Here is a 12,533-nt window from a genome sequence, read left to right on the forward strand (position 1 = left end):
GCAGTCCGAACCCGACCAGGCCTTTGACAAAGCCGGCCAGCACAAAGACGAGAATTGAGACAGCAATCAGCCCCGGGCCGATCGCCAACACTTCCGTCACTGTGTCCACCTGATCATAATAAATATTTCCCGTAGACAATTCCGCTTGCCGAAGGTCTTCCAAATCACTCTCCATTCCTCTTAGCGGGGTCCGGAGATAAAGAACAGGGTGGCGCTTGCAACGGTTATGGATAGGCCGCGGGCATGACAGGAAAGACAGCGGGATTTAATTGTACGAATGAAACACAATCGCCCAAATAGCATTTTGCCTGGCTGTTGAAGATGTTAACGTTCCGCCATGACGAAGCCTAACCTTCCCAGGGTGCCAAATCAGCAGGCCCGGCACCTGTTTCTTGAAAAACACGGACTTTGCGCAGCTCCGAAAGGCAGCGGCAAGGGAAACGACCTGTCTGCCGTGATCAATGACCTCGGGTTTGTTCAGGTCGACAGCATCAATACGGTTGCCAGGGCGCATCATATGATTCTGGCGGCAAGACGCCCGGCATACAGGGAAAAGAACCTCAGAGCCCACCTGGAACGGGACCGGTTGCTGTTTGAGCATTGGACCCATGACGCTTCAGTCATTCCGACTGAGTTCTACCCTCATTGGCAGCTTCGTTTCAAACGTGATCGCGACCGCCTGATCGGCCGCTGGCGCGACTGGCGCCGCAATGGATTTGAGGAAAAATTCGAAGAAATCCTGAAGCAAGTGAGTGATCACGGCCCGGTCACTTCTGCCACGGTCGGCGAAGACGAAAAACGCAGCAATGGCGGTTGGTGGGATTGGCACCCTTCAAAAACGGCGCTGGAGTTCCTCTGGCGAACCGGCAAGCTTTCCGTGTGTCATCGGGTCGGCTTCCAGAAAGTGTACGACCTTACTGAACGGGTCATCCCCGACGCTCATCGAGCTCACCTTCCCGACGAGCAGGACACGATCGACTGGGCCGCGCGCTCGGCCCTCGATCGGCTTGGCTATGCAACCTCGGGTGAAATTGCAGCATTCTGGGACCTGATTACACCTCAGGAAGCAAAGGACTGGTGCCAGTCCGCACTTGCAAACGGTCTTGTTACCGAGGCCGAGATCGAATGCGTGGGCGGTGTTTACCGCAGGGTATTCATTTACCCGGAGACGCTCGAGTCTCTGGAAGCGATCTCCACCCCGCCTTCCAGGGTCCGGATCGCAAACGCACCGAACGCCTGTTTGGATTTTCCTACCGGATCGAAATCTTCGTCCCCGAACCGAAACGCAAGTACGGCTATTACGTCTTCCCCGTTCTGGAAGGAGACAGATTGATCGGCCGTATCGACATGAAGGCCCATCGCGCCGACGACCGACTGCATGTCCGGGCCTACTGGCCGGAACAGGGCGTCAGAGCCTCGAAGGGGCGTTTGACCAAACTCCAGTCCGAACTTGATCGCATGGCCCGCTTTTCCGGCTGCTCAAATGTCACCTTCGACCCTGACTGGCTGCGCACAACCTGAGCCCGGTATTCTTGCAGATCTTCACTCAGCCGCCCGTCAGAATGTCCGGATTTGCAAGCAATATCACGCCCGCGCCTGCAAGCAGTCCAGCGATGTGGGCATCATGTGCAACATTGCCGATCTGTCGTCGCGCCGCCCAGGCCGACCAGGCAAGATAGAGGACCGCGTACAAAATTGCCGGAATGCCAACGGGAATGAAAAACAGGTAGACTTTGCTGAAGGGATAGAGAACGCAATAGGCGCCAAGTACTCCGGACACTGCATCGGATGCCCCAACTGCTTTATACTGTAGCTGATTTCGACGCAGGAACAGAACCACAACGCCGGTAAAGATTGAACAGAACAGATAAAGCGCCACGAAACTGACCGGACCGTATCGGGCCTCCAGCACGGGTCCGAAGAAAAACAGCGTCAACATGTTCACCAGCAGGTGTCCACCGTCCACGTGCAGAAACGAAGCAGTCAATAGCCGCTCCACCTGTTTACGTCGCAGGATTGGACCGATTTCAAACGCAAACCGTTCCAGCAGAGCCCGGTTGTTAAATCCGGCAGCAGAAACAACCACGGTAAAGGCAATCAAAAGATAGGTGGCAATCGGAAGGTTCGTCATAGCAGATGCCCTTCATGTCAGCCTTCCGGCCATGCGCAATTGATTGAAGTATTTACATAAAGCCCGTCCGGAAACCCGAACAAGCCTGAAAGCCGATTGCTTGTTCCACAGGCCAGGCAACTGGTCAACCGCAGGCTGGTCGCCGTTCTTGCCGGTTTTATTTCACGAAGCGATTTTTTGACCCGACAGATTAAATTTTTTCTAACCAATTGAGCGCATTATTGCATTCCAAAACTTGAGGTTGGTGATGCGTCCCTCAGACAAACACAAGGCTGTCTCCTGGCCAAAACTCAGCGGTCCGCATATCTGCGTTGGCGCCGGTCAACAGGCGCTGGACCTTGCCCGCAAGAGCCTGCACAGCGCAGCCGACATGCGCGGCGGCAAATTGAGCAAGGCCGACATTTCCGCGATATTTGATTTCATAGCGACCTCACCGGATCTCTTTGATATCTACCGGTCCAATTACGAAGCCTGTGGACGCATTCACAAAAAGCAGCCCTTCGTCGGTGCGAACAAAGACTTTTTCGCCATGTCTGTGTTGCGATTTTTGTGTTTCGACATCCTTCGCAAGGCCTTCGAGCCACAGATCAAGCGTACGGACGCCAACTGGGAGATAGAGTTCCTACAGGCCTTCAGCGCCTATATTTGCGCAACCTGCTATGCGGGGTTTATCGATGATCTGTCCAAAGCCTATCGGAAGCTCGCAAAGGCAGAAGGCAATTCAATTACCGCAATCACGATCGCCAACAACAAAGACATTCAGGACATTGTCAAACGTGCGAGCAAGGGGTTCCCGCGTGAACATATTGACTACGTGAATTTCTCAAACGCGGTCAACAAAAAGCTTTCGGACAAATACGAAACCTACGGCCCCTCGCCGCTGAAAGTATCCGAGCCGGTTATCGAGTTGTTTTTCGAGCAGCTGCATTCAACCGAAAACCGCAATTATTTCCGCCAGATGATCCTCGGTTGATAGTGACCTGACGATCACGTTGACGCGTGCCCGCACCAGAAACGGCTTGAATTTGCGAATTCAGATCAGGACAGTGCCGTCGTCCTTGAGTTTGTGTTTGATGCCGAGCCCATCCGGACATGAAACACCCGGATCGAGAAATTCTCATTGCAGACGCATCCCAAACTGAGGCTTGCGTGAAAGCTCGCGTCACGGCGAGGCAAGTTGATTGCCTTGACGTGTACAAATGCCGCAGGAAAACAGACGAAAGTGATGGCGCTTGGGACTGGCTTTTTGCAAGTGAAGCACATAATTTCATTAATTCGAAACTAATGAAATTAAGGAGCGGAAAATGACCGTTGAGCGAGCCATTCTCCTTGTTGTCGGCACCCTGATTGTTATCTCGGTGTTGCTGGCAGTTTACGTGAATCTCAACTGGCTCTGGCTAACCGGTATTCTGGGTGCGCATCTTATGCAGGCATCTTTCACCGGCTTTTGTCCTGCTGTCATGATCCTCAAGAAAATGGGATTGGCCCAAAAATCAGGCTTTGCAAGATGAGGCCAGGCGATCCTGCTCGGCTCTTGTTCGGATCGGGACCTATTCATCTGGCTGAAACGGTTTGCGCCATTATGCACCGTCACGTTTCAATGCACTTCGGTTCGCGTCTTGGAGCGCTGAAATGTGACTTTGGCAAATTGGCCGAATCCTGACGGGACGCTTGTCCGGGCCTGTTCTGAGTACCGGTTTCGATTTCGATGCCGGTGCGTTTCTCCTTACAGTTCAGGGCCGGCTCAAGTGCCGTTTCAGCCGCACCGATAGGTTCCAAAATCTTATAGTCGGCCCCACTCAGGTCCAGCTCAAAACCACCTTTCCTGCTTCTCCTGATTTCATGGCTGCAAAGCCGTCCTGAAAGTCGTCCACGGAGAAACGGTGAGTGATGACGTTACGGACATCCAGTCCGTTCTGGAGCATAGCAATCATCTTGTACCAGGTTTCGAAGATTTCCCGGCCATAGACCCCCTTGATCGTGATCGCCTTGAAGACGATACGCGACCAATCGACCGGTGACTTGCCCGGCGGAATGCCAAGAAGCGCTATCCTGCCACCCATAACCAGATTTTCCACCATCTGGTCGAGGGCGATCTGGTTGCCGGACATCTCAAGACCGACATCGAAGCCTTCGCGCATACCCAGCTTTTGCTCGATGCCCATGAGGTCCTCGTCAGCAACATTGACGGGAACCACATCAGTGACCCTGGATGCAAGATCCAGGCGGGCCTGATTGATATCCGTGATCACCACATTTCTGGCACCAACATGGCGAGCAACCGCAGCAGACATAATGCCGATGGGTCCTGCGCCGGTGATCAACACATCTTCGCCGACCAGATCGAAACTGAGCGCGGTGTGTACGGCATTGCCCAAGGGGTCCAGAATGGCTCCGATTTCATCATCAATTTCGTCCGGCAATGGCACAACGTTGAATGCCGGCAGGCGCAGATACTCGGCAAACGCACCCTGCTCGTTGACCCCGATGCCACGGGTTTCCGGATCGAGATGAAACTTGCCCGCTCTGGATTGCCGGGATTGCTTGCCGATCAGATGGCCTTCCCCGGAGCAGCGCTGACCGATTTCGAATTCGGAGACGTTCTTGCCCAGCTCAACAATTTCACCGGCAAACTCGTGACCCGTAATCAAGGGAATGGGCACTGTTTTTGCTGCCCATTCGTCCCAGTTCCAGATATGGATGTCGGTTCCGCAGATACCTGTCTTGTTGATCCTGATCAGCACATCGTCCGGACCGATCTCCGGAACAGGTGCGCGCGTCATCCACAAACCTTCCCTGGGTTCGGACTTGCAGAGTGCTTTCATCTGATTGCTGGTCATGACAGCACTCCAGTTTTCTTGCCGGCTTTTTCGAACGCCTCCAGCGCCCGGTCCAGATCCGCTTTCGTCAGCGCGGCATTCATCTGGGTCCTGATCCGCGCCTGTCCGCGCGGGACAACCGGAAAGAAGAAGCCGGAGACAAAAACACCTTCATCGAACAGACTTGTTGCCATTGCTTGCGCGAGCTTGGCTTCTCCGAGCATTACCGGAATGATCGGATGTTCACCTGGTAACAAAGTGAAACCGAGATTTTCCAGACCAGCCCGCCAATATCCGGCATTTTCGAAGAGGGTGTTGCGAAGATCGTCTCCTTCCTCAACAAGACGGATCGCCTCAAGTCCACTCATGACGACGGCCGGTGGCAGGGAATTTGAAAAAAGATATGGTCGCGCGCGCTGACGCAGAAGATCTATTACCGGCTGAGGTCCGGCAATATAGCCACCAATACCTCCCCCCAGCGCCTTTCCCAGCGTGCCGGTGAGGATGTCGACTTCCACCCCGAAATGTGCAGGCGTTCCCTCCCCCTTGGGGCCCATGAAGCCGGTTGCATGGCAATCATCAACCATGACAAGCGCATCGTATTGTTTGGCGAGTGCCGTGATCTCGGGAAGTTTGGCAAGATATCCATCCATCGAGAATACACCGTCGGTCGCGATCATTATGTGGCGACAGCCTGTCTCCCGCGCCTCTTTCAGTTTCGCCTCCAGATCAGCCATGTCGGAATTGGCGTAGCGGAAGCGTTTGGCCTTGCAGAGCCTGATGCCGTCAATGATCGACGCGTGATTCAGCGCGTCCGAGATTATTCCGTCCTCCGGGCCGAGCAGCGGTTCGAACAGACCGCCATTCGCATCGAAACAAGCTGCAAACAATATGGAATCATCCTTGCCGAGGAACCTGGCAAGGCGCTGCTCCAATTGTCTGTGAATGTCCTGCGTTCCGCAGATGAACCGCACGGACGCCATGCCGTAGCCCTTCGGCTCCAGCGCGTTCTTGGCAGCCTCTATAAGAGCCGGATGATCGGCAAGGCCCAGATAGTTGTTGGCGCACAGGTTTATGACTTCGCGCCCGCCGACTGTAATAAGCCCCCCCTGAGGGGATGTGATCAGCCGTTCGCGCTTGTAAAGACCTTCGGCCTCGATCTCTTTCAACGTGTTGGAAATGTGGGACAGGAACGCATCAGACACGACAATTCTCCGGCAAAATGGATATTTCTTCCACTATATCGGATTTTCATTCATGATAAAAGAAATGAAATCCAATATTACGGATTTCTAATATTCAGACGAGCTGGCCCCTGCGTCACTAAAGACACCTGACCAGCCATCTCACTTCGAACCTTGCGAACCTGATTTAGAATTTCACGACCATCAGGACAGCTTTTGCAGGTCCGTCGACAGCCTCGATAGCGTGCGGCACATCGGCGGCATATCTGGCTGTGTCCCCCTTGCTTACAACACCTTTGGCCACGCCGGAGGTAACCTGAAGCCGCCCCTCTTCGGCGATCAGTTGTTCCCGAGTGCCGCGTTCGTGCGGTCTGCTGTCGAGTTTGCCACCTTCGGCAAATATCAGTTCGTAGACTTCCAGTCGCCCCGTGTCCTGCGGTGGAGAAAGAATACGAATCTTGCAGCCATCTCCGGCTCTGTCCAGCGTCGGTGTCTGATGTTCATGCAAAATCTCCACCCTGTCCTCGGCGGTCTCCTCCCCAAGCAATCCGGCAAAATCGACATTCAGCGCCCGGGTCAGGTTCAAGAGCGTGGCAACGGTCGGATTGGATTCACCGCGTTCGATCTGGCTGACCATCGATCTTGAAACACCGGAGAGCTTTTCAACGGCCTCAAGCGAAAGTCCTTGTGTACGACGGGCGTTTTTCAAACGCTCGGGAAGTCGGGAGAGGATATCTGAATCTGTCATAACGGAAGTAAAATCCGTTCGACCCCAATATGCAATTTTCTTTTTTTCGGACGACCTGAAATATGAAACCGCCTTTTCTGAATCCGTTTTGACTGCAGCTTTGTCAACCTGTCAGCTTCGCGCGGTCCGCACCAACCGAAATGGCTCAAATCCGTCGTTTGGGACCTCCGTCGTTTCCGGGGCGCATCCTGTCGTATTCGGAACAGTTGTTGCACTGCCTTCTCAAATAGCGTTTCGCCAACGTCGAGACGGTGCAATCCCGTTGGCTTGACGCCTCTATTTTTGGAAACGCCTCGGAGAAAGCAAATGGCAAGCGATATCGAAATTGCCCGCGCAGCGAAAATGAAACCGATTCAGGAAATCGGTGCCAAACTCAATATTTCAGATGAGTCCTTGCTGCCGTACGGCCGCACCAAAGCCAAGATCTCGGCCGAATTCATCGAAGGTCTCGACGGCAAGGACAACGGCAAGCTGATTCTGGTTACAGCAATCAACCCGACCCCGGCCGGTGAAGGCAAGACCACCACCACCGTCGGCCTTGGTGACGGTCTTAACCGGATCGGCAAGAATGCCATGATCTGCCTGCGTGAACCTTCGCTCGGCCCGTGCTTCGGCATGAAAGGCGGCGCTGCAGGTGGCGGTTATGCCCAGGTCGTTCCGATGGAAGACATCAACCTGCACTTTACCGGCGACTTCCACGCCATCACGTCGGCGCACAATCTTCTGGCCGCTCTGATTGAAAACCACATCTACTGGGGCAACGAGCTTGGCATCGATCAGCGCCGCGTGACCTGGCGCCGCGTGCTCGACATGAACGACCGCGCGCTGCGGTCCATTGTCTGCTCACTCGGTGGTGTGGCCAACGGTTTCCCTCGTGAGGCCGGATTCGACATCACCGTTGCTTCGGAAATCATGGCTATCCTCTGCCTTGCGACCGATCTTGAAGATCTTCAGAAGCGGCTTGGTGACATCATCGTCGCCTATCGCCGCGACCGGACTGCCATCAGAGCCCGCGACCTGGAAGCCGACGGCGCGATGACCGTTCTGCTCAAGGAAGCCCTGCAGCCGAACCTCGTCCAGACATTGGAAAACAACCCGGCCTTCATCCATGGCGGCCCGTTCGCAAACATCGCTCACGGCTGTAACTCCGTCGTGGCAACGCAAACAGCCCTGAAACTGTCCGATTATGTCGTCACCGAAGCAGGCTTCGGTGCGGACCTTGGCGCTGAGAAATTCTTCGATATCAAGTGTCGCAAGGCTGGTCTCTCTCCGGATGCCGTCGTGATTGTCGCGACCATCAAGGCATTGAAAATGAACGGTGGTGTTGCGAAGGAAGACCTCGGCACCGAGAATGTCGACGCCGTGGTGAAGGGGTGCGCCAACCTTGGCCGCCACATCGAAAACGTCAAACAGTTCGGCGTTCCGGCCGTCGTCGCCATCAACCACTTCACCGCCGACACCGAAGCCGAAGTCCAGGCCATCAAGGACTATTGTGCCGAACTTGGCGTCGATGCCATCCTCGCAACGCACTGGGCCAACGGTTCTGCCGGAACGGAAGAACTGGCAACGCGTGTTGCAGAGCTTGCCGAAAGCGGCGCCGCCCAGTTCGCACCGCTTTACGAAGACAGCCTGCCTCTGTTTGAGAAGATCGAAACCATCGCCAAGCGGATCTACCGTGCCGACGAAGTCCTGGCAGACAAATCCGTCCGCGATCAGCTGAAGCGTTGGGAAGCCGACGGATTTGGCGACCTGCCGGTCTGCATGGCCAAAACCCAGTACTCGTTCACCACCGACCCGCAGCTGCGCGGTGCTCCGACAGGTCACAGCCTGCCGATCCGCGAAGTACGTCTTTCCGCAGGCGCGGGCTTCATTGTCGCGATCTGCGGTGAAATCATGACCATGCCGGGTCTGCCGCGGGTCCCATCCGCAAACCACATCAAGCTGGACGAAAACGGTCAGATCGAAGGACTGTTCTAAGCCCTTCCCGACCTACTGGGTTCTGACCCATCTGCGTTGCAGGCGAGGTTCGCCTGCAACGCAGGAAATTCCGGCGGCGGGCGCTTGCCGTTTCTCATTGAGGTAGGCGCTTGTTTTCTGCTCCGTCGTGCAGACCGGACGGGAAATGACAGTATATCCCTTGCTGCGCAGGCAGCGCTGAAACTGTCTTGCGCGCAGTGCCTCGTTCGGGTCGTAGCTTACGATGGTCGGAGGCACCGTATATCCGCGATATCCGTAGCACCCCATCCAGAACAATATCCCGGACCGAAGCCGCCATAGCCGCCAACGGTTCGTGTCTCAAACGCCGGTGGAACATCCTCAAGAGCGGCAACCTGACAGGCATCGATAACATTTTGTCTTTGCGACACCGTCGACCCGGTCTTGTGAACCATGTCCGCATTGCCGCCAAGGCTTTGGCAGCCACTCAGGAACACCAACAAGATCAGCAGGATTTTGAGCGGGAAACGGACTGTCATTTCAAGCATCCATATCAGCGAATAAGCCAGTCTAATTACACTCGTTTTCGCTACGCAACGGGGAAATCTACCCGCAGTTGCCGTAAGCGATGCCGGACTGTCGCGTAAACGACTAGCGGTGTCGCTTTGAAGATATCGGGGAATCCGGCTTGAGGCATAAAGTTTTTCACTAAATACAACTCTCTTTGCGCCTGTTGGAGCCGCCCATGTCCGATGAAGATGATATCGATCTCGCCTCCCTCTCCGACGATGAACTTGTCGAGCAGATGCATGATGACCTTTATGACGGTCTTCAGGAAGAAATCGAGGAATCCGTCAATATCCTCCTCGAACGCGGTTGGGTGCCTTACGACATTCTGACCAAAGCGCTGGTGGAAGGCATGCGGATCGTCGGTGTCGACTTCCGTGATGGTATCCTTTTTGTGCCTGAAGTTCTGCTTTCGGCGAACGCCATGAAAGCAGGAATGGGGATCCTGCGTCCGCTGCTGGCGGAAACCGGTGCGCCAAAAGTCGGCAAAATGGTGATCGGCACCGTTAAAGGCGACATCCATGACATCGGCAAGAACCTCGTTTCCATGATGATGGAAGGCGCAGGCTTTGAAGTGATCGATATCGGCATTAACAATCCGGTCGAGAACTATCTGGCGGCCTTGGAAGAACACCAGCCCGAAATCCTCGGCATGTCCGCCCTGCTGACCACCACGATGCCTTACATGAAGGTCGTCATCGACGAAATGAAGGCAAAGGGTATCCGCGACGATTATATCGTGCTCGTGGGCGGTGCACCGCTGAATGAAGAGTTTGGCGACGCTGTCGGTGCAGACGGATATTGCCGGGATGCGGCCGTGGCAGTTGAGATGGCAAAGGACCTGATTGCCCGCCGTCACAACCAGCTGGCCAGCAAGGGCTGATCCCAAATGTTGGAGGAGGCTGCCGATATGCAGATGGGCGAGCCTCTTTTTCCGATCGAAACGGAAGAGAACGCGAACGACAAGATCGGCCGCGTTCTTGTTATTGCCTGCGGCGCCCTGGCCAGAGAGATCGTCGCCATTCGTGACCGAAACGGCCTTGATCATATCGACCTGACCTGCCTGCCGGCCAAACTTCACAACACACCCGACAAGATTCCCGAGGAAGTGCGCCGCGCGATCCTCATGAACCGGGATGCCTATTCCGAGATCCTGATCGGCTATGGCGATTGCGGCACCGGTGGCCTTCTTGACAAGGTCTTGGAAGAAACGGGCGCAAAGCGAATTGAAGGCGCGCATTGTTACGCGTTCTTTGCTGGCCTTGATGACTTTGCCGATATGGAAGAAGACCAGCTCGGTACATTCTACCTGACCGACTTCCTGGCGCGCCACTTCCAGACAATGGTGATCGAACCGCTGGGACTCGATTGGCACCCGCATTTGCGGGACATGTATTTCCAGCACTACACACGTCTTTTGTACCTGGCGCAGACCGACAATCCCAAATTGGAAGAAGCGGCGCGCGAAGCGGCGAAGCGACTTGATCTGCCATTCGAGATAAGGCGTACAGGATATGGCTTGCTGGATCCGTTTCTCGGATCGAATGCCGAAGATTGAACAATTGAAATCCGATTGAGAACAAGTCGGTTTTTCACGCAACGATGACGCTATCAGGCGACCGGGAATTCTGCTTATCCGGCAATCATGGTTCTCAAGAGGAACGAGAGACCATGGCTCAGAAGATCATCGTGTACTGGCGGGATATCCCGGCACAGATTCTTGTAAAAAAAGGGCGGAAATCTGCCCGGCGGGAGCTGCCTTCCATGTTCATGGAGGCGATTGACGCCTGTGCCATGCGGGTCGGAGCAAAGGACAGTGAAGCTTACATGGCGGAATGGCGCCGAGCAGAACCTGTTGAAGTGACGGACGACCTCGAAACGGAAGCGGAAGCGGCATTGAGCGAACTGGTTGCCGCTTATCCGAAGGAAAGACTGAAAACCCTGCTCGCAAGTGGAGGCACGGAGAATGACTGATCAACGCCTGTTGGCGAATGGGCGGCTTGCCGCCTCTACCGAAATGTCGCCCAAGCAGGTGGTCGAAAAGACCGAGTTGCTTGCCAATATCCCTGCGGGCACGCAGGTATATGTCACGGATCTTGGCAATGCATCGGAAGACATGATCGTCTCGGCCGCGCGCACTCTCAAGGATCACAAACTGACAGCGGTGCCGCATATGGCCGCTCGCCGCTACCCGTCGATGGAAGCCTTTGAACGCCGCATCACCCGCCTTGTGCAGGAGGCAGGGGTTACCGAGGTTCTGACGGTTGCCGGCGAAGCGGAAAAGGCCGGACCCCTCACCTCGTCGGTCACCCTTCTTGAGACCGGCCTCTTCGACAAGCTGGGTATCCTCAGGATTGCCGTTGCCGGACATCCGGAAGGCGCTCCGGACATCAAGCCGGATGTGATCAAGTCCTTTCTTCAGCGCAAACACGAACTTGCGGCCAACAGCGACGCGGAGTTCCGTATTGTCACACAGTTCGGTTTTGATCCGCACCGTGTCAGCCTGTGGCTTGACGAGCTGTGCGACTGGGGTAACCAGTTCCCGGTACATATCGGCGTTGCAGGTCCTGCCAAGATGACGACCCTGCTAAAATATGCGGCCTTCGCCGGGGTCGAGAATTCACTGAACTTCCTGAAAAAACGCGGTGGCGCAGTGGTCTCCATGCTGTCCGGGTATGATCCCGAAACAATGGTTGACCCGCTGGAAACGCGCATCACAAGCCAGCCAAATTCGCAACTGGCTCAAATTCACGTTTACCCGTTTGGCGGGATCCAGAAAACCGCGGACTGGCTGCACAGCCGTGGGAGCTGGTCCTTTCAATCCCCATCCTCTTTGACTGCCAATGAGATCGCATAAATGACCCGTACTGTCGTCGCATCCGCAACAAAAGAAATCGTCATCGGTTTCGACCAACCGTTCTGCGTCATTGGCGAGCGGATCAATCCAACCGGCCGCAAGAAGCTGGCTGCCGAGATGGTTGAAGGCAACTTCGATACCGTCAAGGCGGACGTGTTAGCCCAGGTCGCTGCAGGCGCCACCATGCTGGACGTGAATGCGGGCGTCACCGCAGTTAATCCGAACGAAACGGAACCTCCGCTTCTGGTAAAAACTCTTGAGATTGTTCAAGGCCTTACAGACGTTCCTTTGT

Annotated in this window: 12 protein-coding genes and 2 pseudogenes; 9 read left to right on the forward strand and 5 right to left on the reverse strand. The window is 55.1% G+C overall.

What is annotated here, in order from left to right:
• Positions 1 to 337: 337 nt before the first annotated feature.
• A pseudogene (locus tag K5905_RS13980) lies at positions 338 to 1,521 on the forward strand (winged helix-turn-helix domain-containing protein).
• A 25-nt stretch (positions 1,522 to 1,546) separates the two neighbouring features.
• Here K5905_RS13980 and K5905_RS13985 read toward each other — a convergent pair.
• Complete coding sequence (locus K5905_RS13985; RefSeq protein ID WP_297584884.1) at positions 1,547 to 2,131, reverse strand: rhomboid family intramembrane serine protease; 585 nt, start codon at positions 2,129 to 2,131, stop codon at positions 1,547 to 1,549.
• Positions 2,132 to 2,378: 247 nt separating this feature from the next.
• On the opposite strand from K5905_RS13985, the gene K5905_RS13990 reads away from it, so the two are divergent.
• Complete coding sequence (locus tag K5905_RS13990; protein ID WP_297584887.1) at positions 2,379 to 3,104, forward strand: hypothetical protein; 726 nt, start codon at positions 2,379 to 2,381, stop codon at positions 3,102 to 3,104.
• A gap of 331 nt (positions 3,105 to 3,435) precedes the next feature.
• Positions 3,436 to 3,642, forward strand: a complete 207-nt coding sequence (locus K5905_RS13995; RefSeq protein WP_297584888.1) for a DUF2892 domain-containing protein — start codon at positions 3,436 to 3,438, stop codon at positions 3,640 to 3,642.
• Positions 3,643 to 3,930: 288 nt separating this feature from the next.
• On the opposite strand, the gene tdh is transcribed toward K5905_RS13995, so the two are convergent.
• The 3 genes from tdh to K5905_RS14010 all read right to left on the reverse strand — a co-directional run bounded on the left by tdh (position 3,931) and on the right by K5905_RS14010 (position 6,882).
• On the reverse strand, positions 3,931 to 4,971 hold the full coding sequence (gene tdh / locus K5905_RS14000) for an L-threonine 3-dehydrogenase (RefSeq protein ID WP_297584890.1): 1,041 nt from the start codon (positions 4,969 to 4,971) through the stop codon (positions 3,931 to 3,933).
• The gene (locus tag K5905_RS14005) at positions 4,968 to 6,155 is read right to left on the reverse strand and encodes a glycine C-acetyltransferase (RefSeq protein WP_297584893.1); all 1,188 of its coding nucleotides are present in this window, start codon (positions 6,153 to 6,155) and stop codon (positions 4,968 to 4,970) included. Before K5905_RS14005 ends, tdh begins: the two co-directional genes overlap by 4 nt.
• Positions 6,156 to 6,321: 166 nt before the next feature.
• On the reverse strand, positions 6,322 to 6,882 hold the full coding sequence (locus tag K5905_RS14010) for an XRE family transcriptional regulator (RefSeq protein ID WP_297584896.1): 561 nt from the start codon (positions 6,880 to 6,882) through the stop codon (positions 6,322 to 6,324).
• A gap of 306 nt (positions 6,883 to 7,188) precedes the next feature.
• On the opposite strand from K5905_RS14010, the gene K5905_RS14015 reads away from it, so the two are divergent.
• Entirely contained in the window at positions 7,189 to 8,859 is a 1,671-nt protein-coding gene (locus K5905_RS14015; RefSeq protein ID WP_297584898.1) for a formate--tetrahydrofolate ligase, read from the forward strand.
• 218 nt (positions 8,860 to 9,077) lie between these two features.
• Here K5905_RS14015 and K5905_RS14020 read toward each other — a convergent pair whose 3' ends face one another.
• Complete coding sequence (locus tag K5905_RS14020; RefSeq protein ID WP_297584900.1) at positions 9,078 to 9,356, reverse strand: hypothetical protein; 279 nt, start codon at positions 9,354 to 9,356, stop codon at positions 9,078 to 9,080.
• A 206-nt stretch (positions 9,357 to 9,562) separates the two neighbouring features.
• Here K5905_RS14020 and K5905_RS14025 point away from each other — a divergent pair, with 206 nt between their 5' ends.
• From K5905_RS14025 to K5905_RS14045, 5 genes and pseudogenes are all read left to right on the forward strand, one after another.
• Positions 9,563 to 10,267: a B12-binding domain-containing protein gene (locus K5905_RS14025; protein ID WP_297584902.1), complete on the forward strand. Its 705-nt coding sequence runs from the start codon at positions 9,563 to 9,565 to the stop codon at positions 10,265 to 10,267.
• A 33-nt stretch (positions 10,268 to 10,300) separates the two neighbouring features.
• Positions 10,301 to 10,942: a DUF1638 domain-containing protein gene (locus K5905_RS14030; protein WP_297584904.1), complete on the forward strand. Its 642-nt coding sequence runs from the start codon at positions 10,301 to 10,303 to the stop codon at positions 10,940 to 10,942.
• Positions 10,943 to 11,055: 113 nt separating this feature from the next.
• A complete protein-coding gene (locus tag K5905_RS14035) occupies positions 11,056 to 11,358 on the forward strand; it encodes a virulence factor (RefSeq protein ID WP_297584906.1) in 303 nt (100 codons plus the stop codon).
• The gene (locus K5905_RS14040) at positions 11,351 to 12,241 is read left to right on the forward strand and encodes a methylenetetrahydrofolate reductase (RefSeq protein ID WP_297584908.1); all 891 of its coding nucleotides are present in this window, start codon (positions 11,351 to 11,353) and stop codon (positions 12,239 to 12,241) included. Before K5905_RS14035 ends, K5905_RS14040 begins: the two co-directional genes overlap by 8 nt.
• Positions 12,242 to 12,533: pseudogene (locus tag K5905_RS14045) on the forward strand (methyltetrahydrofolate cobalamin methyltransferase); the annotation flags it as partial.

This window comes from Roseibium sp. (assembly GCF_025698965.1).
GTDB lineage: Bacteria > Pseudomonadota > Alphaproteobacteria > Rhizobiales > Stappiaceae > Roseibium.